Annotated in this window: 13 protein-coding genes and 1 pseudogene; 11 read left to right on the top strand and 3 right to left on the bottom strand. The window is 60.7% G+C overall.

The window, feature by feature from the left end; all coding sequences use genetic code 11:
- Nucleotides 1-248: 248 nt before the first annotated feature.
- The 3 genes from BPSY_RS09280 (at nucleotide 249) to BPSY_RS09270 (ending at nucleotide 5082) form a co-directional block, all read left to right on the top strand.
- Nucleotides 249-914, top strand: coding sequence for a hypothetical protein (locus BPSY_RS09280; protein ID WP_034886811.1), 666 nt, complete (start codon nucleotides 249-251; stop codon nucleotides 912-914).
- Between the two features lie 115 nt (nucleotides 915-1029).
- Entirely contained in the window at nucleotides 1030-2571 is a 1542-nt protein-coding gene (locus tag BPSY_RS09275) for an RNA polymerase sigma factor (RefSeq protein ID WP_274518468.1), read from the top strand.
- A gap of 105 nt (nucleotides 2572-2676) precedes the next feature.
- Nucleotides 2677-5082 carry a DNA gyrase/topoisomerase IV subunit B gene (locus BPSY_RS09270; protein ID WP_033495251.1) on the top strand — a complete coding sequence of 802 codons (2406 nt, stop codon included), beginning with the start codon at nucleotides 2677-2679 and terminating at the stop codon, nucleotides 5080-5082.
- A gap of 6 nt (nucleotides 5083-5088) precedes the next feature.
- Here the strand turns inward: BPSY_RS09270 and BPSY_RS09265 are convergent, their stop codons facing one another.
- Nucleotides 5089-6534 (bottom strand): DUF4153 domain-containing protein, encoded by a 1446-nt coding sequence (locus tag BPSY_RS09265; RefSeq protein ID WP_034886809.1) that lies wholly within the window; start codon nucleotides 6532-6534, stop codon nucleotides 5089-5091.
- A gap of 249 nt (nucleotides 6535-6783) precedes the next feature.
- Here BPSY_RS09265 and BPSY_RS09260 point away from each other — a divergent pair, with 249 nt between their 5' ends.
- The 4 genes and pseudogenes from BPSY_RS09260 to BPSY_RS09245 all read left to right on the top strand — a co-directional run.
- Entirely contained in the window at nucleotides 6784-7335 is a 552-nt protein-coding gene (locus tag BPSY_RS09260; RefSeq protein WP_033495255.1) for a DUF2975 domain-containing protein, read from the top strand.
- Nucleotides 7336-7554 (top strand): helix-turn-helix domain-containing protein, encoded by a 219-nt coding sequence (locus BPSY_RS09255; RefSeq protein ID WP_033495257.1) that lies wholly within the window; start codon nucleotides 7336-7338, stop codon nucleotides 7552-7554.
- Between the two features lie 92 nt (nucleotides 7555-7646).
- Nucleotides 7647-8906 (top strand): MFS transporter, encoded by a 1260-nt coding sequence (locus tag BPSY_RS09250; protein ID WP_051921956.1) that lies wholly within the window; start codon nucleotides 7647-7649, stop codon nucleotides 8904-8906.
- 62 nt (nucleotides 8907-8968) lie between these two features.
- Nucleotides 8969-13444: pseudogene (locus BPSY_RS09245) on the top strand (DEAD/DEAH box helicase); the annotation flags it as partial.
- 623 nt (nucleotides 13445-14067) lie between these two features.
- Here BPSY_RS09245 and BPSY_RS09240 read toward each other — a convergent pair.
- Entirely contained in the window at nucleotides 14068-16680 is a 2613-nt protein-coding gene (locus BPSY_RS09240) for a DNA gyrase/topoisomerase IV subunit A (protein WP_033495454.1), read from the bottom strand.
- 199 nt (nucleotides 16681-16879) lie between these two features.
- Between BPSY_RS09240 and BPSY_RS09235 the strand changes: the two genes are divergently transcribed.
- Nucleotides 16880-18118 carry an alkaline phosphatase family protein gene (locus BPSY_RS09235; RefSeq protein ID WP_415926597.1) on the top strand — a complete coding sequence of 413 codons (1239 nt, stop codon included), beginning with the start codon at nucleotides 16880-16882 and terminating at the stop codon, nucleotides 18116-18118.
- A gap of 14 nt (nucleotides 18119-18132) precedes the next feature.
- Here BPSY_RS09235 and sepH read toward each other — a convergent pair whose 3' ends face one another.
- Nucleotides 18133-19383: a septation protein SepH gene (gene sepH, locus BPSY_RS11175; RefSeq protein ID WP_051921891.1), complete on the bottom strand. Its 1251-nt coding sequence runs from the start codon at nucleotides 19381-19383 to the stop codon at nucleotides 18133-18135.
- Nucleotides 19384-19539: 156 nt separating this feature from the next.
- Here sepH and BPSY_RS09225 point away from each other — a divergent pair, with 156 nt between their 5' ends.
- The 3 genes from BPSY_RS09225 (at nucleotide 19540) to BPSY_RS09215 (ending at nucleotide 22862) form a co-directional block, all read left to right on the top strand.
- Complete coding sequence (locus tag BPSY_RS09225) at nucleotides 19540-19833, top strand: DUF4193 domain-containing protein (protein ID WP_033495261.1); 294 nt, start codon at nucleotides 19540-19542, stop codon at nucleotides 19831-19833.
- Complete coding sequence (dut, locus tag BPSY_RS09220) at nucleotides 19833-20309, top strand: dUTP diphosphatase (protein ID WP_033495263.1); 477 nt, start codon at nucleotides 19833-19835, stop codon at nucleotides 20307-20309. Before BPSY_RS09225 ends, dut begins: the two co-directional genes overlap by 1 nt.
- A 171-nt stretch (nucleotides 20310-20480) precedes the next feature.
- Nucleotides 20481-22862 (top strand): RelA/SpoT family protein, encoded by a 2382-nt coding sequence (locus tag BPSY_RS09215; protein ID WP_081884374.1) that lies wholly within the window; start codon nucleotides 20481-20483, stop codon nucleotides 22860-22862.
- The last annotated feature ends 265 nt before the right edge of the window (nucleotides 22863-23127 follow it).

Below are 23127 nucleotides of genomic sequence, written 5' to 3'. Positions count from 1 at the left end.
TTGATTGCACTGTGCGAAGACGCACATTCGACCACATGGCTCCGACGACCTGCATGGCATGCCGTCCGGCTGGGATAGTTCAAGGCATCTTCCTGAAGATGAGGACGCAGTCCGCCAGGGAAAGCACACACAACAGCGAATGTCACGAGTGAGGCGAGATGACCATGAAGCGAGATGAACAGCGGGTGCACCGGGCGCATACGGCGCCATGTCAGGAGCCGTGCGCCCGATCATGCACAGGACCCTCCGTGCCGGAAGAGGCGGTGGATCCCCTGCCGGTCGCCTTAGGCCTGGATCAGATGGATGATTACCGCCAGCAGTTCAGGGATATGCGTCGGCAATGCGGTGGGCGCGAGGCGGTGGAACATTGGAGCGGCACACTGCTCGATGGATGGCTGTCGTGGATTGCATACGAAGAGGGAAGGGAAAGACCGAGCCTGGACGATGCCTCCTGGGTCGCGCATCTGATTGTGGGCATCAATGAGGTCCTCTCCATTCGTGATGCGCTGATTCTCACGCTGTTGACCGGATACGGCACGGGGGAGGGAAAGGCCGAAGGCCAGGTGATGACCAGACGGATGCTCGTGGACATCGCAGCGCAGCCACACAGCAGTGAACACGCCAGGGTGATGTCGGACACACTGAACCGTGTCTTCCATACTCCGCAAAGCCCGCAGGCACAGTCCCGCTGCAGACGCGGGTTGGTCCTGCTGAAGGCGATCTGCGCATCTGTGCCGGAGGAATGCAGGGTCCAGGCGCTGGCGATGATCGCATATATCTCCTGGTGGCTTGGCGAGGCAGGCGCGCGTGCCCATGCCTTGAAGGCCTTGGAACTGGATGAGCGGTGCACCCTTGCCGCGATTGTGATTTGCGCCCTGGAGCAGAATATCCATCCAAATGGCTTCCGATCTTGACTAATCGGGAATAATCGTCCTTGCAAGGTGGTTCACTCTATTAGTTGACAATTTGCCCTTGTCATAAGTGCGCCTTGATGCTAGGCGCATGGGCAGGATCATCCAGGAGGATAAGTTGGCCACAAAGGATACGACGGCTGAGAAGAACACAGGCGACAACGCGGTGACGTCGACCACAAGCAAGAAGGCAGCCGCCTCTCGAGCCACAACATCCAAATCGGGGACTGGGGCCAGGCGTACCAAGAGCACTTCCACGAAGAAGAGTCCGGCACGGTCCGCAAAGACCGCTTCATCAGCTGCGGAGGCAACATCACAGCAGACGTCGGCCGAGGTCTCCGCCACCACCTCTGAGGAATCCTCCGACGAACGGAAGACTCCCAAGGCCCCTGCAAAGAAGAGGAAGGCCGCGGGCGCCAAGCGTGGCGCCAAGAAGAGCAAAGCGGCGCAGACGTCAAAAGAGTCAATCGACGAAGAGGACATTGACGATATCGACGACACGCTTGATAACGATGATGATGCTGACGACAATGACGATGACACCGTTGAAGACGGTGACGAAGACACGGATGACGAGTCGAATGATGATGACAGCGATGACGATGATGACAGTGACGACGACTCCCGCAAGCAGCAGGCGGAGCAAGTAGCCAAAGCCAAAGGCGCTTTCGTCGTCAATGACAGCGAGGACGATGAGAACACCGTTCCTTCGGGCAATCCGAAGCGTCGTGTGGTGGCTTCAGGGGCCACCGCCGATCCGGTGAAGGATTATCTGAAGCAAATAGGCCGGGTCAGTCTGCTCAATGCCGAACAGGAGGTCGATCTCTCCGAACGCATCGAGGCCGGTCTGTTCGCGCAGCATATCCTGGACACCGATGGGGAATCCCTGGAGTTCAAACGCCGCCGTGAGTTGAAGTGGGCGTCTTCGGACGGCAAGAAAGCCAAGGATCATCTTCTGGAGGCCAACCTGAGGCTCGTGGTCTCCCTGGCCAAACGCTACACCGGACGAGGCATGCTGTTCCTGGATCTGATCCAGGAGGGCAATCTCGGTTTGATTCGCGCAGTCGAGAAATTCGATTGGAAGAAGGGCTTCAAGTTCTCCACCTACGCCACATGGTGGATCCGGCAGGCCATCACCCGCGCCATGGCTGACCAGGCGAGGACGATCCGCGTTCCTGTCCACATGGTCGAGGTCATCAACAAGCTTTCGCGTGTGCAGCGTCAGATGCTGCAGGATCTGGGTCGTGAGCCCACGCCGGACGAGCTGGCCCGTGAATTGGATATGCCGGTGGAGAAGGTTCAGGAAGTCCAGAAATACGGGCGTGAACCGATTTCCCTGCATACGCCGCTCGGCGAGGATGGCGATTCTGAATTCGGCGATCTCATCGAAGACACCGATGCCATCGCACCATCGGATGCCGTTGCCTTCTCCCTGCTGCAGGAGCAGTTCAAGCAGGTGCTTGAGACCCTCAGCCCGCGTGAAGCCGGCGTGATCAAAATGCGTTACGGCCTGGAAGACGGACAGCCCAAGACCCTGGACGATATCGGCCGGGTCTACGGCGTCACACGTGAGCGTATTCGACAGATCGAGTCGAAGACGATGTCCAAACTGCGCCACCCATCGCGTTCGCAGACCTTGCGTGATTTCCTCGACCAGTAGGATCGGGCGGGAATTCGAAGGACGCGGTCTGTGCGATGGCACGGGCCGCGTTTTCAAGACGGGCGTGGCGGCTCATAGAACAGGAAGACGGTAAGCGGAGAGAATATGGCGAAATCCTACGGTGCGGAGAGTCTGACCATACTGGAAGGGCTTGATGCCGTGCGCAAACGGCCTGGCATGTATATCGGGACGACCGATAGCCAGGGTCTGATGCACTGTCTCTGGGAGATCATCGACAATTCCGTCGACGAGGCCTTGGCCGGTGCCTGCACGAACATCGAGGTGACGCTGCATCAGGATGCTTCCATCACCGTGGCCGACAACGGGCGTGGCATCCCGGTGGATGTGGAGCCGAAAACCGGGCTTACCGGCGTCGAAGTGGTGCTTACGAAGCTTCACGCGGGTGCGAAATTCGGCAATTCCTCGTATAACGCCGTCGGCGGTTTGCACGGAGTCGGGTCTTCGGTGGTTAATGCCCTGAGTGCACGCTTCGACGTCGAGGTGGACCGTGACGGCAAAACCTACCGTATGGAGTTCAAGCAAGGTCACCCCGGTGTCTACGAAGACACCGCGGACGGGAATCCCTCACCGGATGCCCCATTCAAGCGCACACGACGCAACAAACCCACTGAGCTCAGGGTCGTCGCCAAGGTACCAGCGAAACGGACAGGTACCCGTATCCGGTATTGGGCGGATCCGGAGATCTTCAACAGCACGGCCACTTTCAGCTATGAACAGCTCATCGAGCGGGTGCGTCAGACCAGCTTCCTGGTTCCCGGCCTCAAGATAACCGTCATCGACGAGAACATTGCTGAGAACACTGGTGAGAACACCGCTGAGAACCTCAACGAGAACATCGCGGCGCAGGACGTCATCGACGCCGATGCCATGTCGGATGTCGCAGTACGCGAAGCGGGCCCCTCGGATGGGCCGGAGAGCGGCACATCCGTCGCGGAAAGCGCCGATCAGGCCGCACCCGACGAGATGGACGGCGACTTATCAGGCGACGCCGAATCGGATGCCATGGCCTCGGACGAAGCACGGTCCGATGACGACGCAGAGGATGATGCAGCGGAGTCAGACGCGGTGAGCACCGGCCTTCACAGGGAATCCGGGCTCCATCATCCACGTGTGCAGGAATTCCTGCATTCGGGAGGTGTTGTGGACTTCGTTGATTTCCTGTCGAAAGGCGAGGCGATCAACGATATCTGGCACATCTCGGGTGAGGCTGAGTATGAGGAGGAGACGCAGAAGGTCGTCGAAGGCGGGCAGCTGCACGCGGAGAAGGTGCGACGCACCTGCGGTGTGGATATCGCCCTGCGCTGGGTCAACGGATACGACACCACCCTGCTGAGTTTCGTCAACGTCGTGGAGACGCCAGGCGGCGGCATGCACGTCGACGGCTTCCTCAACGCCCTGACCCGTCAGGTGCGCAAAACCGTCGAAAGCAATGCGCGTAAGCTCAAGGTCAATCTCAGGGATTCGCACTCGAAGATCGAGCGTGACGACGTACTGGCCGGGCTTGTGGCCGTGGTCACGGCACGCATCGCGGAGCCGCAATTCCAGGGGCAGACCAAGGATGTGCTCGGTACGGCACAGGTCAAGCCGATTGTCACGCGGATGACGGATAAGCAGTTCTCCGAGATGATCTCCGGTTCAAAGCGTGGCTTCAAAGAGCAGTCCTCGCGTGTGCTTGAGAAGATCGTCGGCGAGATGCACGCCCGTGTGCAGGCCAGGAAAACCAAAGAGGTGACGCGTCGCAAGAACGCGCTGGAATCCGCCTCGATGCCGGCCAAACTCTCCGACTCGCAGCCCGGCAATGACGACATCGCGGAATTGTTCATCGTGGAGGGTGATTCGGCACTCGGTACCGCCAAGGCTGCCCGTAACTCGATGTTCCAGGCACTCCTGCCGATCAGAGGCAAGATTCTCAACGTGCAGAAGGCCTCGGTCTCCCAGATGCTCTCGAACAAGGAATGCGCGGCCATCATCCAGGTGATCGGCGCAGGTTCGGGTGCCAGCTTCGATATCACTCAGTCGCGCTACAACAAGGTCATCATGATGACCGATGCGGATGTGGATGGTGCGCATATCCGCATTCTGCTGCTCACGCTGTTCTACCGCTATATGCGGCCCCTGGTCGAGGCCGGTCATGTGTATGCGGCCGTGCCGCCCCTGCACCGCATCGCCTTGGCGGGCAAACGCAAAGGCGAATACATCTATACCTATTCGGATGACGAGCTGGCCGGCAAACTGGCCGAGTTGAAGAAGCAGCGCATCGATTTCCATGAGGATATCCAGCGTTACAAGGGTCTTGGCGAGATGGATGCCGATCAGCTTGCGGATACGACGATGGATCCGCGTTCCCGTATGCTCAGAAGGATCCGCATGGAGGATGCCGAGCATGCCTCCGATGTGTTCTCACTGCTCATGGGGGATGATGTGCCTCCACGCAAGCAGTTCATCGTGGAGAATGCCGACGATTTCGATCGCAGCAAAATCGATACCTGAGTTCGCTCAGTCCGGTGTGACCGAGAAGAAGCCGTGCGCCAGGTTGTATTCCTCGATGAGACGGCCAGGGTCGATGTACCCCAGGATCAGGAACCAGACGACGAAGAGTGCGCAGCAGACGGCGATCAGGGGTGTCGCCTCGAAGCGGATGCGCGCGACGCAGAGTATGAGCGCCACGGCCAGCAGCATGATGAAGAGCATGGAGGACAGTCGCAGCCAGGTCAGGCCGTATGCGTCGATATACAGCTTGAGTCGCAGTGCGGAAGAGCTCAGCACCACCCCTGTGGCGACGACCAGTCCCGCAAGCATCACATTGAGCATGGGCTTGCGTGGTGCGTAATTGAGCACCAATCCGAAGCCGAGGAAGTTGAGCGCGGCGACGGCCAACAGCTGCCAGAAGCCCTGTCTCGCATATTCGGCGTAGCTGAAGCCGTCCGGTAATCCCTGCTGCGCGAAGAGGAAGGTGAACTGGACGGCGCTGAATGCAAGATACAGGCCGAGCACGGCGGCGAGGATGATGATGCAGACCGTCGGGTCGAATGGCCGTGTGCGCGGCGCGTGGTCCCTGTCCGCATCCTGGGTCTGCGTGCTGCGATCGATGTTGCGCGCGTTGAGATTCCATAGCAAGGAATAGCAGCAGGCGGTGAGGGCGATGATGATCGCCGTATGCGTCACCAGGGGCATCAGATCGATGCCGCCGATGATGGTATTGACGGCGTAGTCGATAACGACATCCGCGGAAGCCAGCAACGCGATGAGCAGGGCGATCACCGGAATGCCGAACAGCATGGAGAGCAGCACGGTGCGCAGTGCCGATTTCTTCCTATCCGGGCTTGAGGAGTTCCACAGTGCGGATAGGGGCGTGCCGAGTCTTGGCAGGGCGGTGAACGGCTGAACGACCCAGCCGGAGATCCAGCGCACAGCAGCGCGTCCCGGTTGCCTGGGATCGAAGTCATGTGTCGAGATCTGGATATGCATCATGGCAAGAGCGGGTATGGCCAGAACGGATAGTGCCATGTACTCGGGATTGCCGGCATACGCCCGGCCTGTATCCGCGAGGATCAGCCAGGCACCCAGCAGGATGGTCGATGACGCGGCAAGCCAGGAAAGCGGACGTCTCGCGCCGGCGGACCAGAAGATCCCTGTCTGCAGCACGGTCCAGGCGATCCAGAACAGCGCGTATGCGCTCAGCGCATACCGTGACTCGAAGGAGGCGAAGACCAGGCGGTCGGCGCCTATCGCGGCCGCAAGGGCGGCTGCCAGAAGGATGTACGCGCGTTGCAGGGTGGGCTCGCCTGGGACGGTGGCGTCCGCCGTCGCGGGCTGTTTCGGGTCGGGTGCCTCCGGTGCGGCCCAGGAGGGTTGTGCCCTTCGCTCGTCTCCCTCCAGCCGTGGTTCCTGTGGATCCGGGGTTCGCTCCGCCGCTTCCGGCGGCTGCGTGCTGTGTGCCATCACATGCTCCTTCGTGGGTGTGCCCCCTGTGCGCCAGGTGGGTCCGTTCATTCGAGAATATATCGAATTTCGATAGATAACGATTGAAAGTCGATTTTCCACAATTCCTACAGAATTCCTGATAACATTGATATTCAATATGAAAGAATTGATATTCGATATATAGACATTGAAATGCGATAGAGTGTGTGATCAGATACCGGATACATGGCAATGTCGGGCGATGCGGCATGAAAGGCGAGCTTCATCATGAGGTCTGAGGAATCGTACACAAGGGATGCATACGAAGCGCCAGCGGGGCGGCAACGGACCAGGCCGTCACTCCAAGGTTGGGTCATCGGGGTGCTCAAGGCCTTCATCGTGGTGATGCTTGCTTTGGGGCTCATCTCGCAGTGCTGGTTGCTTCCCACCCTTTCGGGCGATGTCGCACAACGCGAGCCTGGTTATGCATATCTGCGCATGCCGTATCTGATTACCGCGCTGCTGATCATCGCATGTTTCGAGGCTGGTCTGCTCGCGCTGTGGCGCCTGCTGTCAATGGTCGGACAGGGGAGTGTGTTCAGTGATCGTTCCTTCCTGTGGGTGGATGCGATCATATGGGTTGCGATGGCATCCGCCGTGCTGACCTTCGGTCTGCTGATCCATGCCGCCTTCATCGCCGATGTCGGGCCCTTACCGTTGCTGTTGGCCCTGCTGGTCGCTGTGGTGATCGAAGTGGCTTTCATCCTTCTGGTGGTGGTGATGCGCGGCCTGCTGGTAACCGCCACGAAGCAGCATGTCGAGCTTGAGGCGGTGATCTGATTGGCTATCCGGGTGAATCTCGATGTGATGCTTGCCCGTCGGAGGATGTCGGTCAATGACTTCGCACGGGCCATCGGCATCACGCCGGCCAATGTCTCCGTGCTCAAGAACGGCAGGGCGAAGGCGATCCGTTTCTCCACGCTGGATGAGATGTGCCGGGTCCTGCGATGCCAGCCCGCGGACATTCTTGAATACACCAGTGATGAGGATGAGGACTGAGATCCCATGGGCCTCTTCGACAGCCTTCGGTAGGATGGTGGGCGCTGTGACAATGGGGTTCGTTTGCAATGTTGAAAGGGAATCAGCACTCGATGGTCAATCTCCTGCTTGCCGTTATCTACCTTGCCTTCATCAGTCTTGGTCTGCCCGATTCGCTGCTGGGCTCGGCCTGGCCTTCGATGGTGAAAAGCTTCGGGGTCCCTGTTTCCTACGCGGGCGGAGTCGCGGTTATCATCGCCCTCGGTACGATCATCTCCGCTCTGCTCAGTGATCGAATCACGCTGCGTTTCGGTGCGGGTAAGGTCACCGTGTGCTCGGTCTGCCTCACGGCCCTGGCTCTGCTCGGCTTCTCCTTCTCCACCGGTTACTGGCAGTTGTGTCTTGCCGCCATACCCTATGGTCTGGGTGCCGGTGGCGTCGATGCCGCGCTGAACAACTACGTCGCGTTGCACTACACCAGCAGACATATGAGCTGGCTGCACTGCATGTGGGGCGTCGGTGCCTCGGTGGGACCGTACATCATGGGCTTCGCATTGACGGGCGGTCAGGGATGGGCTGGGGGATACCGGATCATCGCGCTGCTGCAGATGGCTCTTACGGCCGTGCTGCTGCTCAGTCTTCCGCTGTGGAAGCAGCGAAGGGTGACTGCCGAGGAAACACATCCCGACGGAAGTGGGGAGTCAGGCAATCCTGCCGCTGACGGCGCGGGTGCTGAACGCCGAACGAGTCTCAGCCTTCGGGAGATCATCGGGATCCCGGGTGCGAGCCAGGTCTTTGTGATGATGTTCTGCTATTGCGCCATAGAGACCACGGCAGGCCTGTGGGCCAGCAGCTACATGGTGATGCACCGGGGAATATCGGTGGAGCAGGCCGCGACGTGGGCGAGCATGTTCTACATCGGCATCACCGTTGGCAGGGCGCTCAGCGGATTCCTGACGATGCGCTTCAACGATACGACGATGATCCGCATCGGCTGCTGTGTGATGGCGATCGGCTTGGTGGTGGTGCTGCTGCCGATCGATGCGCACGTCGTGGTGCTGTCCGGACTTGTGGTTCTGGGATTGGGCTGCGCGCCCGTTTACCCATGCGTGATCCATTCGACACCCGAATTGTTTGGTGCAAGCCGCTCGCAGGCCATCGTCGGCGTGCAGATGGCCAGCGCATACACCGGTTCTCTGCTGATGCCACCTGTGTTCGGGATGATCGCCAACGGTATTGATATCGGTCTCTTCCCTTGGTATCTCCTTGGATTGCTGGCGCTGATGATCGTCATGCATGAAGGCCTGCAAGGCGTGAAACTCAGGCATGACATAGGGAAGGTCGTCCACACGCACGAGACCTCGCCGGTCTGATGGATGGATCGTTGCAGGTGCGTGCAGTGAACACGGTCGTGGCACAGGGCGAGCATGGAGATATGGATTCCGCTCTTTCGACCTTCTCGGCACTCACCGCAAGCTGGTTCAGGCGCAGCCTCGGCACACCGACAGAAGTCCAACGCGAGGCCTGGCCGGTCATCGCGAGCGGCGGCAACGCTTTGGTCAGCGCTCCCACGGGATCGGGCAAAACCCTGGCGGCCTTTCTGTACGCGATAGATCGACTCTTCGTCGAGCACCAGGCCTCGGCGCCTTCATCGAAGCGGCGGCCCGCAGGCGTGCGGGTGCTGTACATCTCCCCGTTGAAGGCGCTCGGAGCCGATGTGGCGAGGAACCTCTCCCATCCCTTGCAGGGCATTATGGAACTGGCGGAGAAGTCGCAGTCCTCTCTTGACAGCGGTGACGTCAGGGAGATCAGTGTCGCGGTGCGCAGCGGCGATTCGACGCCGAAGCAACGCCGGGCGATTGCCTCCCACCCGCCGGAGATACTGGTGACGACACCTGAGTCCCTGTACCTGATGCTGACCTCCAAAACCCGCGGCATCCTGGAAACCGTGGATACGGTGATCGTTGATGAGATCCATGCGCTCGCGGGCAACAAACGCGGTGCGCACCTCGCGCTGAGCCTGGAACGATTGGATTCCCTGGCACAACAACCCATTCAACGCATCGGTCTTTCCGCGACGGTGCGCCCGCTGGACGAGGTGGCACGATTCCTCGGCGGGACCCAGCCGGTCCGTATCGTTTCGGCACCGGGGGATGCCCGTATGGATCTCAGCGTGGTCGAACCCTTGGCGAATATGCGTGATCTCACCACCAGTGCGAGCGACGACGAGCGTTCAGGAGCTTCCATCTGGCCCGATATCGAGCGGCAGGTGCTCGATATCGTACTGCGGCACCGCACGACCCTTGTCTTCGTGAATTCCCGAGGTCTGGCCGAAAGGCTGACGGCGCGGCTGAACGACCTTCACGCCCAATCGCTCGGCAGCACAGGGCCTGCGGCCGCCGCCCGTTCCGGATCCGGCGATCCCCGGCATTTCCCGTCGACGATCGGGCCGAGCAGCCAGATGGTCGTGGCCGGTGAGGATCAGGACGCGATCGCGATGGCGCATCATGGTTCGGTGTCCAAGGAACGGCGCAAACGCGTCGAGGAGGATCTCAAAGCGGGCCGTCTGCGTTGTGTGGTCGCCACATCGAGCCTGGAGCTGGGCATTGATATGGGTTCCGTCGACATGGTGGTGCAGATCGCCGAGCCCTTGTCGGTTTCCAGCGCGGTGCAGCGCGTGGGACGTGCCGATCATCGTGTCGGAGGGGTGTCGCATGCGGTCTTCTTCCCGCTGACGCGCGGACAGATCGCCGGTACGGCGGCCATCATCGAGAGTATGCGTTCGGGTGCCATAGAGGCCATACGTCTTCCCTTCAATCCTTTGGACATACTCGCGCAGCAGACGGTTGCCGAAGCGGCGATGGGGGAACTGGACGCGGAGCAATGGTACGCAAGGGTCAGGCGTGCCGCACCCTTCGCCCGGTTGAGCCGGAATATGTACGAGGCGGTGCTGGGCATGCTTTCGGGGCGGTACACGAGTGCTGATTTCTCTGCATTCCGGCCGATATTGAACTGGGACAGGGAGAGCGCCTCCATAACCGCAAGACCGGGTGCCCAACGCCTGGCGGTTACCTCAGGCGGCACCATCCCGGATAGAGGCAGTTTCAGCGTTCTCCTTCCCGAGACCGATTCCGCCTCCCCTTCCCGGAGGGTGGGGGAGCTGGACGAGGAGATGGTGTACGAATCACGCGTCGGCGATGTCATCACCCTGGGAACATCGACCTGGCAGATCCGCGAGATCACACGCGACAGGGTCATAGTGCTTCCAGCGCCCGGGCGTTCCGCACGACTCCCGTTCTGGCATGGCGAAGGCGTCGGCAGAGACGCCGAATATGGCGCGTCCCTGGGCGCATTCCTGCGCGAGGTGAGCCAAGGTCTCCTGTCCACGGATGATGACGTCGCCCTGCGGCGGAAAGACCCGGAAGAATCGGAATCGGACTTCGATCAGGCCACCGAAGCAAGGTTGATCGAGGACGGGCTTGATCGTTTTGCCCGTGGCAACCTCGCATCGCTGTTGCGCGAGCAGCATCTCAGTACCGGAATCGTGCCGGATGACCGGAATATCGTCGTGGAGCGTTGCCGTGATGAGGAGGGGGACTGGCGCATCATCGTGCACTCACCGTACGGACGACGTGTGCACGAACCGTGGGCTATGGCCATCTCCGCCCGAATCAGGGAGTCCTATGGGCACGACGGGGCCGTGTACGCGGCGGATAACGGTATCGTGCTGCGGATGCCGGACTCGGAAAGCACTCTTGCCGCCCGTGAATTGCTGGCTTTCGACACTGAGGCGCTGGAAAAGCTGCTTCGTTCCCAGATCGGTCAATCAGCCCTCTTCGCCGCCCGCTTCCGCGAATGTGCGGCACGCGCACTGTTCATGCCCAGACAGGACCCCGGCAGACGCATGCCATTATGGCAGCAACGGCTGCGGGCATCACAGCTTCTGGGCGCGGCACGCAGCGTGAAGAATTTCCCCCTGGTGCTGGAAAGCACACGCGAATGCCTGCAGGATGTGTACGACATACCTGGGCTCAAGGCACTGATGGACAGCATCAACGGTGGTGCTGTACGGCTTCTGGACAGGCAGACCGCAACGCCATCGCCTTTTGCGGCCTCCTTGCTGTTCGGGTACACCGGCGCATTCCTCTACGCAGGCGATGCCCCGCAGGCGGAGCGCAACGCTTCAACACTCTCCGTCGATCCGGAGGTGCTTGAAGGTCTGCTGGGGGATATCGATGTGACCGAACTGCTCGATGACCGGGTGATGGCCGAAAGCGAAGCGGAATTGCAGCGCACCGCCGATGGTCGGCATGGTCACGGCGCCGAAGGAATCGCCGATCTTCTCCGGGTTCTGGGTCCTCTGAGCTCCGAGGAGGTGGCCGAACGTTGGGATCCGCAGATAGCCCACGGCGATATGCCGGCAGTGCGGCAGGAGGATCGAGCGGCGGCTTTGGAGGATGACCTGGGGTGGCTGAAGCACCGGCACAGAATCGTCGAACTCGCCTTCGGTGGGCACGAATACTGGGTGAACGCACAGGATGCGCAGGCCCTGGACGGCGGGCATCGTGATGCGGCGCTCAGGGATATCGTGCTGCGTTATGCCAAAACGCATGCCCCATTCTCCACCCGGACGATTGCCGACCGTTTCGCCCTTGATCATGGCGAGAGCATGAGGATACTTGGTGACTTGCAGTTGCACGAGAGCCTGCTTGATCTTGACGGGGGAGAGGATGCGGATGATGGCCCTGACCTGGACAGGCGACGTTGGCTGCATTCATCCGTGTTCCGCATACTGCGCTCACGCTCATTGCGAAGGATCCGCCGCTCGATCGCGGCCGTGGGCGCGGATGTGTACCAGGATTTTCTGCTCCGACGGCAGGGTGTCGGTGCCCCCGGCCAAGGGGTCTACCAAGGCGAAAGCGGTCTGCTCCGTGTGATCGAACAGCTTGAGGGACTGGCGTTGCCTGCGGCGGTGTGGGAGTCGGATGTCTTCGTGAGCCGGGTCAGGGATTATTCTCCCGGCATGCTCGATGCCTTGCTGGCCTCAGGCGAGGTGATATGGCTTGGCTCATCGGAACAAGGGCAGACCCAACGGCAAGCCCAGGGGCGGTCCCAGGGACAGGCCCTGATGCAACGGATCGCCTTCTACCTTGCCGATTCGCCGCTTCTGCAGGGGCGCTTGCATATGACATTACGGCGGATCGCCATGAATGACCGCGATGCCCAAGCCCCGAGCGGAGAAGGCGGGGGAGCCGAGCGGCAATCACACGACCCGTCATTACGGGAGCATGTGCTCCGTCTGCTCTCATCCGGTGGAGCCTTCCTCTCGAATCAGCTTGCGCCTGTGGGCAGTGACGATTCCTTGGTCTCGCACGAGCTGTGGTCGCTGGTATGGGAGGGGCGGTTGACGAACGGGACATTCGCCCCGGTCCGTGCGCATCTCGAAGAGAACGCCCCCATGCATCGTGGACGGCGCCGCGGCACCGCACGGGCGATGCGCGCTCGGCCGGGATTGCGCAGCGGGCTGCGAGCCATGATGAGCGGCCATGCGGAACTCTCCGGTCTGTGGCGCGCACCCTTCACGACGGAGCAGATGCAGGATTCCTTAGCCGATGCCTCCCTTTCATCCGGGCGGATGTCCACCGAGGCGACCGAAGGGGCGACTGAACGATTGCATGAGCAGGCGACGGCCGCTTACCTCATCGTTCTCGTCGAAAGCCTGCTGGACCGATACGGTGTGATTTCCCCCGCCGTGGTCAACGGGGAATCCATAGAGGGTGGATTCTCCGCGCTCTATCCGGTACTCAGACGGATGGAGGAGCATGGATCCGTCGTCAGGGGTATGTACATCCAAGGGTTTGGAGCGGCGCAATTCGCCAATGCGGATACGGTCAATCTGCTGAGGAGCAACGGCGTCGCGAATGGTGATGATCGATCGCAGGCCGCGCTCGCTGAAGGCCCTGGCAGAGGCAGCGGGAAGCCGCATGCCGATTCCCCGGACGCCCGACAAGGGATCGGGCAGGATTGCGTAGTGCTGGATACCAGCGATCCCGCCAATCTCTATGGCTCGGCACTGGATTGGCCTGCAAGTGCGGTGATGGGCGGGGCGACTGTGCCATCCGAGACGGTGTCATCCGAAGCCGTGCCATCGCGGCATGCGGCCTCCGAGGATGCAGCGGGGCAGGTGGAATCAAGCGGCAGCTTCAAGGCGAGCAGACGTTTCGGCAGTGCGGTGGTCATCGTCGATGGACGAGCGGTGCTGTATGCGAATCCCAGAGGCCACCGCCTGCTGCTCTTCGCCGGCGCTGACGAGTCCGATCAGCGCCAGGCATTCGCGGCGTTGGCCGCATACTTCCAGCGGCACGCGAAGGCTTCGATAACCTTTTCGCAGATCAACGGGAAAGCCCTGCTGTCCGACCCCGCGATGCGGGCCATGATGCAGGATGCGGCCTTCGTCCCGGTGCCGCAAGGCATGCGCCTGTACCGCTGAGAGGGCGTTGGCCGCATCCCGCATAGCGGCGCCGGGGCCCCCGATCAGGCGACGAAGGCGATGGGGGCTGCAAGATCCTGTCCGGAGGCATCCCTGCGCATATCGATCTGGGGAAGTTCCACAGCGCTGCCGGAAGCGGTGGAGGCGTGCAGAGGCCAGGTACCCACCCATGCCGTCAGCAGCACATCCTGACCTTTGAGGAAGCGTTGTGAGCGGACGCCGCCTGTACCGCGGCCCTTGACCGGATACATTTCCAGGGGCGTGAGCTTCGCGGAGCCGTTCTCCGTCCCCGGCAGCGCCTCCGAATCACCGGCGACGGTCAGTACAACCGCACCCGACTGCGAGCTCAGGCCGTTGTCGCCCTCCTCATAGGTCCAGGCGATCTTGCCGGAGGGGATCACGGCGAAGCATGCGACATGGCTTCCGTCAGACAGACGCATACCCGTCATGCCACCCGCATTGCGGCCTTGCGGACGAACATTCGCAGCATCGAAGGTCAGCAGACTCGAATCGGATGAAATGAAGACCAGCCGATCATCGTCATTGGCCGCTGCGGCAAAGACCACGGCATCCTTTGGCTTGAGATCGATAATCGTCCAGGAGTCCATTGTCGACGGTGATTCACGGTTCCATCGTTTGACGATGCCGGCGGATGTGCCGATCGCGAGCGATCGTGTGTCGTCGAGCGGGATGGCGGTCACGGCGCGTTCGCCGGGTGTGGACTCGGTGCTTTCCGTGAGTGCCAGCAGCTCATCGGCGTTCACCCCACCCGAAACGCTGAGGGAGGCTGTGGAAGGAAGGGCCGGGAGATCCGCGGTATGCGCCTGGACCAAACGTCCTGCCGAGGTGACGAGGCCATAGGTGGAACGCGTGGTCGTCGGGAAGATGGAGATGATCTGATCATCCTGCATCCTGCGCTCAACGGATGAACGGCTCTCCCAGGCGTCGACCGCACTCGGGGAGGTCCGCGCGATCAGACCGGAGGCGCTCATCATGATCGCACAGGGCTCATCCTCGATCTGCAACGCCGATCCGCCCTTTCCGGCGGCCTGCGAGCCTATGCCCGGCAGGGAGGCTTTGACGGCGCTCAGTTTCGAGGAGGCATCGCCCTGTGAAGCACCGTCCACGGGGGAGAAGGCCCCCGAGGGATCCTCATCGAGCAGTACGGTACGTCGCGGGGTGTTCCACTGTGCGACGGCCTCATCCATCTCACCGACCACCACACGGTCCAGTTCCGTCGATGAGGACAGGATGCGTTCCAGTTCGGCGATGGTCCTGGCAAGATCGTCCCGTTCGCTCTCCAGCTCGATACGGCTCATCCGAGTCAGCCGCCGCAGCCGCAGATCAAGGATGTATTGTGATTGGATCTCGTCCAGATCGAATACCGCCATCAGACGTTGTTTGGCGGCATCGGCATCATCCGAACTTCTGATGACTTCGATGACCTCATCGATGTCGATCAGCGCCATCAGCAGGCCCTCGACCAGGTGCAGCCGTTCAAGCGCCTTACGTTTGCGATACTGGCTGCGGCGTTTGACCACCGACCGGCGGTGCGCGATCCAGACATCCAGCAGTTCACGCAGACCCATCGTGCGCGGGCGTCCATTGACCAGGGCGACATTGTTGATGGTGAAGGACTCCTCGAGCGGTGTGTGCTTGAAGAGATGCGCCAGCACCGCATTCGGATCGAAGCCCGTTTTGATCTCGATGACGAGTCTGGTGCCGTTATGCCGATCGGTGAGGTCAATGGCACCGGAGATACCTTCGAGCTTCCTGTTCTTCACACCTTCGGAGATGCGTTCGAGCACGCGTTCGGGGCCTACCATGAATGGCAGTTCGGTGACCACAATCGCTTTCTTTCGCGCCGTGACGTTCTCGATGTGGGTGGCCGAGCGTGTGACGAATGCCCCGCGACCGCTCTCATAGGCTTTGCGGATGCCCTCACGCCCGATGATGATGCCGCCGTTGGGCAGGTCGGGGCCTGGAACGAAGCGCATCAGATCATCAAGGTCCGCCGCGGGATGATCCATCACGTATTTCGCGGCTTCGACGACCTCGCCGAGATTATGGGTGATCATATTCGTCGCCATGCCCACGGCGATGCCGGAGGCACCATTGACGAGAAGATTGGGTATTGAGGCCGGGAGTACCTGCGGCTCCTGCAGTTTGTTGTCGTAATTGGGCGCGAAATCAACGGTTTCCTCGGAGATGTTTGCGTTCATTCCCAAGGATCCGGGGGCGAGACGCGCCTCGGTGTAGCGGGAGGCGGCCGGACCATCGTCGAGTGAGCCGAAGTTTCCATGGCCGTCGACCAGCGGAAGCCTCATCGCAAAAGGCTGCGCCAATCGAACCATCGCCTCGTATATGGCGGAATCCCCATGAGGATGCAGCTTGCCCATGACCTCGCCGACCACACGGGCCGACTTCATGTAGGAACGATCAGGCGTCAGGTTCATCTGCCCCATTTGGTAGATGATTCTGCGCTGGACCGGCTTCAGCCCGTCCCTCGCGTCAGGAAGCGCGCGTGCATAGATCACCGAATAGGCATATTCGAGGAAGGATTTGCTCATCTCATCGTTAAGCGGCGTCTCAACGATATGCTCTTTGACCGTCCTCGGGTCGAATGCCGGTGTATTGCTTTTGTGACGCGATGCCATGCGGTTGTGCTCTCCTGTGTTGCGGTAATCCGGCATCCATTATCCAACACCTAGGGATGTTTGACCGTTATTGACCTGATTTACGCCCTATTTCACCACCCGCCGCGCCCCTGCACACCCTCTCCCGCATCATCGCGAATCCGGCCCCTCGGTCCTCCCATGCGGGCGGTTGCAAAGCGCTGGTGGTTGAATGGAGTCTATGAGTGTTGAGATCCCCGATGACAGTGTCCTCCTGCAACGAGCCGAAGTCGCACGCTACGGCGATGCCGTGGCCGAGGCCGGTGCCGACGGTTTCCATAGGGGCGGTGCCTATCATCTCTCGTCGGTCCTTCCCGCGTTGACCTCCGCACTGGGTGCCCCGGTCAGCACCGCCATCCACCACGATCCGAAGGTCCTGCAGGAAACCCTGGGCATCCCTGACGCATCCTCTGCGATTGTGGTGCTGGTCGATGGTCTTGGTTTCTGGAATCTCAACAAACGTCTCGGCCATGTTCCCTATATGCGCTCACTGATGGAGGATTCGCTCAACCAACGCCCGATCAGCACATGCTTCCCCAGCACCACCGTCGCTGCGATGGGCACCTTCGGTACCGGGACGTGCCCGGGACTGACCGGCATGACCGGGTACACGCAGATCAACCCTGAGACACGGGAACTCAGCCAACTCATCCAGTTCAAACATGCCCCGGATCCGCACGATCTTCAGCGGCAGGACACCATCTTTGAATCCCTGACGAGGCAAGGCGTGCGCGCGACCTCGTCGGGTATGCCGAAATTCGCGGCTTCGCCACTCACCGAGGCCGCGCTGAGGGGTTCGCGGTATGTGGGTCATGACGACGCGCAGGCACGGGTGATGGCCGCATGCACGGCCGCCAGGCAGCCCGGACTCACGTATCTGTATATTCGGGATGCGGACAAGGTCGGCCATAACTACGGCTGGGATTCTGACGCGTGGATCGGGGCCTTCGAGAAGATCGACGCCCAATTGGCCCTGCTGCATCGCTGCGCGCCCAAAGGCACCCTGATCGTGATCGTTGCGGATCACGGCATGCTCTCGGCATCACCACGTGATCGTTGTGATATCGCCGGACATGAATCCCTCAGTGAGGACGTCGCGCTCGTCGGTGGTGAGCCGCGCGCACCGATGCTCTATTCGACGGATCAGGCTGATGCCGCTGACATCGCCCGGAGGTGGCATACGGCATTGGGCGAGGATGCCACGTGCTGGACCAGGGATGAGGCGGTCGAACAAGGGCTTTTCGGACAGGTCGAGGAACGCGTCGAGGCGATGATAGGTGATGTGATCGTCAGTGCCGCGGGAACCGCGACCATCGTCGACAGCCGCGTGCAAAGCGATAAGGCCACCCGTCTGCCGAGCGTCCACGGTTCCCTCACCAAAATGGAGATGGATATTCCCTGCCTCATCGATATGGCCTGAAGGTTCTGACGCGTTCAGTCTCCGAAGAGGATCTCGTCCCAGCTGGGAACGGCGGAGCGTCCCGATTTGCGATGGGTGTTGTCCTGTTGCTTGCTGTTCTCGCCGCTCTTGCGAGCATCTGGTGTGGATTCGGAATGTGACCGCCCAGCCTCGGTGCCGGTGGCATCCGCATCGGGTGATGCCTCTGTGCTCTCGGACTGCTGCTTTGAGGCGTCGGTGTGCAGGACCTTCGATGTGGGCTCCGTCGAGGAGTCGTGTTGCGATGCGGTGGGCTGCTTCGGCTTGCCGTACAGCCAACCGGTCAGTTCCCGTGTGGATCGACGTCCCTTGGAGCCTTCCGCCTGCCCCGCCTTGGCATCCGTGGAGGATGTGGGCGCCGCTGGTGTGGAGGGTTGTTGCGCAACGGATCCCTGCGAGGAATCCCCGGCGGATGGAGCACCATGCTGTTGAGGTGGCTGGGCAGGGCGTGGCGATACACGCCGGACCGTCGGATCCGAGCTGCTTGAGGCCGCATGAGCGGCGCCTCCTGTGGGGGAGGCACCTTCCTCATCCTGCACCACCGCGGGCATCTCGCTTTCCTGAAGCTCCTCCGAGGCGTCACCGGTCAGCCAGTCATAGGGGACGGGCCCTCTGCCGCTGAGCGCCTGCCGCATGGACGATGGCAATATATCCTGTTTGGCATCGTGCTCGCCGAGCAGACGCTTGGCTGTCGCATTCAGGCTGCTGACACTGTTGTCACGCATGTCCCAGGACCAATCCGCCTTCACGATGCGGCCAGCGGCCTGGAAATTGGCGTGGATGTGCCACGGTTCGTGGTTCCGGCGTGTCGCGGTCCATGTGATGTTCGCAGGGTTGATGCGGGCGTTGCGAAGGGAGGCCTCGATCAGATCCTCATTCGTTCTGGCAGCGGATTTCTTGGGGGCTGCAACGGCAAGGAACTGCTCGATGGCGTACTTCTTCTCGGTCTCTATAGGAGCTGAAAAGCGCCTGACCAGCGCCTCGCTCACCGAGAAGCGCTGAGCCACCCGGGATGGTTCGACACCCGCTCTGATATACGACTGAATTGAAGAAATCGGAAGGGCTGAGGAGGCCTGCGGCTGCACGATGCCCTGGGCCTCCGCCCTGATCTGCTTGGCCTCCATAAGACCACGTTCGAGAGTGTCGTCAATGCGTACAGCGAAATGCCGATGGTCGAACACAAAGACCAGATCGCCCCTGTCGGTGACATGGTCGAAATGAGCTACCCTAATGGGTTCTTCAGGCATTTGCTTACCAACTTCCTCCGCATGATTGTCTCTTCCATTGTGCCCCATACACGGTATTTTTCAGGTATTTCGAATCGCGTATCAAACGACATTGAGAAAGTCGTGTATCCTATGGCGCAGTGATTACCACTATATGGCACTGATGAAAGGAAGACGATGGCTCAGGATTATGATTCCCCGCGTAACAAGGACGAGGATGAGGAATCGCTGCAAGCTCTCGGCAAGGGCACACCGAGCACATCCAGCGACATAGATGATGATGAGAATGCTATCGCCGAAGACTATGAACTTCCAGGTGCGGACCTCAGCAATGAGGACTCCTCGGTGACAGTGATCCCGATGCAGGGAGATGAGTTCATCTGCTCGGTATGCTTCCTGGTGAAGCATCGTAGCCAGTTGGCCTATATGACCGACGACGGCGAACCCGTATGCAAGGAGTGCGCCGCCTGATGAGCTTTGACGAGGACTATGCCGAGGCGGAAAGCATTGAGGTGCTGGTCAAATCCCTCGATCCCGAACATCCGGCACAGCTCTGGTACGCGCATGACGGTGATGCCGGTGCCGATCTGTGCACCACCGTGGATATCACCCTCAAACCTTTCGAGCGAGTATTGGCTCCCACCGGCGTCGCGATGGCGCTTCCCTCCGGGTATGTGGGGCTGGTGCATCCACGTTCCGGCCTCGCCATCAAGAAGGGCGTGACGGTCCTCAATGCGCCCGGGACCATCGATGCCGGGTATCGCGGGGAAGTCAAAGTGCCTCTGATCAACCTGGACCCCGAGCACACGGTGGCATTCGCGGCGGGGGACCGGATAGCCCAACTGGTGATTCAGCGATACGTCCAGGCACGTTTCGTGCCTTCCTCCCGGCTCCCCGGATCGGACCGGGCGGAACACGGTTTCGGTTCGACCGGCGTTTCCTCCTGAGCCTTGCGCGTACTTCTTCGGGACGAATGTAGGATGGTTCCACCGTGCAGGTGGTCTGCAGGCACGGCGGGCAGTGTATACGACGGTTGATGTGATGACGGTCATGCACACGGTGACTATGTATATGGTGATGGTGCGGACGGTACTAATACAGACGGGACAGGGGGAGAGATGGTCGGTGGCGACGAGACCGGACGAACCGGAAGCAATGCTGCTGCGGATACCACGCAGGGGTTGTCGTCGCGCGCGCTCGGCTGCGAGATAAGCACCGATCCGATCAATCCACTTGAACCGATCCTGCAGATGTGTGAGCTGCACCATCCCGATGAGGATATGTCGATCCTCTACAGGGCCTACAAGCGTGCCGTTGTGCAGCATTCGGGGCAACGCCGCAAATCCGGTGAGCCCTACATCATCCATCCTCTTGCCGTTTCCCAGATCCTGGCTGATCTGGGGATGGGGCCGACCGTCGTATCCGCCGGCCTGCTGCACGATACCGTGGAGGACACGGATTATTCGCTTGAGCAGTGTCGCGATGAATTCGGGGAGACGGTCGCGGGTCTGGTCGATGGCGTGACCAAGCTCAGTAAAATGGAATACGGGGATTCGGCCCAGGCGGAGACGATTCGCAAAATGGTCGTCGCGATGAGCCGCGACGTTCGGGTGCTTGTGGTCAAATTGGCCGACCGGGTGCACAATGCGCGAACATGGCGTTACGTCAAGGCCACCAGTGCACAGCGCAAGGCTCGTGAAACCCTCGATGTCTATGCGCCGCTGGCCAATCGGCTCGGCATGAACGCCATCAAGACGGAGCTCGAGGAGCTCAGCTTCAAAGTCCTGTACCCCAAGATCTATAACGAAATCGTGGTTCTGGTCGCCCGTAGGGCCGGGCAGCGTGACGTATACCTCAAGCAGATCCTTGCCGAGATCAATGACGATCTGGGCAGCCAAGGCATCGAAGCCATTGTGACGGGCCGGCCCAAGGACTATTTCAGTATCTATCAGAAGATGATCGTTCGCGGGCATGACTTCGCGAACATCTATGACCTGGTGGGTGTCAGGATCGTCGTCGATTCGATTCAGGACTGTTATGCGGCCCTTGGTGCGGTTCATGCGCGGTGGAACCCGGTTCCGGGACGTTTCAAAGACTATATCGCGATGCCCAAGTTGAATATGTATCAGTCGCTGCACACCACGGTCGTCGGCCCCGGTGGCAAGCCTGTGGAAATCCAGATTCGCACCTGGGATATGCATCGTCGTGCCGAATTCGGCATAGCGGCCCATTGGAAGTACAAGGAGAACGGCAAGGCGGGACGTGTGCTTTCGGCACCTGACCGCACCGATCGCAAACGTGAGCAGTCCGAGGTGTCCGAACTCTCCGAGGCCGATAATCTCAAATGGATTCAACAGCTTGCCGATTGGACCAGCGAAACGCCTGATTCCAATGAGTTCCTCGGCTCCTTGAAAGAGGATCTGGGCTCATCCGAAGTCTATGTCTTCACACCGAAAGGGAAGATCGTCTCCCTTCCCGCAGCCGCCACACCCGTCGATTTCGCGTATGCCGTGCATACCGAGGTCGGGCATCGCACGATGGGCGCGCGCGTCAACGGTCGTCTGGTTCCCCTCGACACCACACTCGAGAACGGCGACACGGTCGAGATACTCACCAGCAAATCCGATAATGACGGGCCCTCGCATGATTGGCTGAGCTTCGTCAAAAGCCCGAAGGCGCGCAACAAGATACGGCAGTGGTTCAGCAAGGAACGCCGTTCCGAGGCGATCGAGGAAGGCAAGGACGAGCTGACCCGCGCGATGCGCAAAAAAAAGAACCTTCCGGTCTCCTCATTGCTGACGCCTGAGGCCCTGGTCGGCATCGCCGACGAACTGAACTTCCCGAATGCCGAAACGGTGTATGCGGCGGTCGGTGAAGGTCAGGTCTCCACTCAGAATGTCATTTCGAGACTGGTGAAGGACGCCGGCCCCTCCGAGGTCGATGACGAGGTCGAGCAGGAGTCCCTGCCGCTGCGCCAACTCGAGCAAAGCTCCTCAAGCGGCGGGTCACAGGGTGTCTCGGTCAAGGGCGTGGGCGATATCTGGGTCAAGCTGGCCCGCTGTTGCACACCGGTGCCGGGTGATCCCATCGTCGGTTTCATCACCAGGAATCAGGGCGTCTCGGTTCATCGGGCCGACTGCCAGAATCTGCTCGATCTCAAGGAACGCCAGCCCGAGCGGATCGTCGATGTCTCATGGACCAGCACCAAGGGCACCTTCATGGTGAAGATCCAGGTCGAGGCCCTGGACCGCCCTCATCTGCTGTCGGACGTGACCAGGGTGCTTGCCGACCACGGTGTCAATATCCTCTCAGGCAGCCAGGCGACCGGGCGTGACCGCGTGGCCACCAGCCAGTTCGTCTTCGAGATGGCCGATCCTCAGCATCTGAATTCGCTGCTCACCGGCGTGCGCCGCATCGATGGCGTATTCGACGTATACCGCCTGACGGGCGCCAAGGATTCCGCAGAGCCCAGACTGCGCCACATGCAATCCCACAACTGAGCTCCGGCTCCTGAAAGCTGCGGTGCGCATGAGCGTGGCTTAGTCAGGCATCATGATCGCCGGCCTTGGCCGTTCCCGGTACACGGATACGCGGCATCCGCGAATCCACCCAACATGGCCATGGCGTGCTTCCCCTTCGACCGCTGCCATGCGACCGCTTCCACACAGCACAAAACCGTGCGTGCGGGCACATGGATCGACCGGATATGGTCGTCGGATGTGCCCGCACGCACGGTTTCGTTATGGTGTGCTTACTGCACGTGCG

Origin of the sequence: Bifidobacterium psychraerophilum (assembly GCF_000741705.1) — a bacterium.
In the GTDB taxonomy this organism is placed as follows: Bacteria; Actinomycetota; Actinomycetes; order Actinomycetales; family Bifidobacteriaceae; genus Bombiscardovia; species Bombiscardovia psychraerophila.
The sequence above is the reverse complement of the archived record's forward strand: the minus strand, read 5'-3'. Positions and strand labels throughout refer to the sequence as shown.

Coding starts and splice junctions, on each gene's coding strand:
- BPSY_RS09270 (WP_033495251.1), top strand. CDS start 2,677: ATGGCGAAATCCTACGGTGCGGAGAGTCTGACCATACTGGAAGGGCTT.
- BPSY_RS09265 (WP_034886809.1), bottom strand. CDS start 6,534: ATGGCACACAGCACGCAGCCGCCGGAAGCGGCGGAGCGAACCCCGGAT.
- BPSY_RS09260 (WP_033495255.1), top strand. CDS start 6,784: ATGAGGTCTGAGGAATCGTACACAAGGGATGCATACGAAGCGCCAGCG.
- BPSY_RS09250 (WP_051921956.1), top strand. CDS start 7,647: ATGGTCAATCTCCTGCTTGCCGTTATCTACCTTGCCTTCATCAGTCTT.
- BPSY_RS09240 (WP_033495454.1), bottom strand. CDS start 16,680: ATGGCATCGCGTCACAAAAGCAATACACCGGCATTCGACCCGAGGACG.
- BPSY_RS09235 (WP_415926597.1), top strand. CDS start 16,880: ATGAGTGTTGAGATCCCCGATGACAGTGTCCTCCTGCAACGAGCCGAA.
- sepH (WP_051921891.1), bottom strand. CDS start 19,383: ATGCCTGAAGAACCCATTAGGGTAGCTCATTTCGACCATGTCACCGAC.
- BPSY_RS09225 (WP_033495261.1), top strand. CDS start 19,540: ATGGCTCAGGATTATGATTCCCCGCGTAACAAGGACGAGGATGAGGAA.
- dut (WP_033495263.1), top strand. CDS start 19,833: ATGAGCTTTGACGAGGACTATGCCGAGGCGGAAAGCATTGAGGTGCTG.
- BPSY_RS09215 (WP_081884374.1), top strand. CDS start 20,481: ATGGTCGGTGGCGACGAGACCGGACGAACCGGAAGCAATGCTGCTGCG.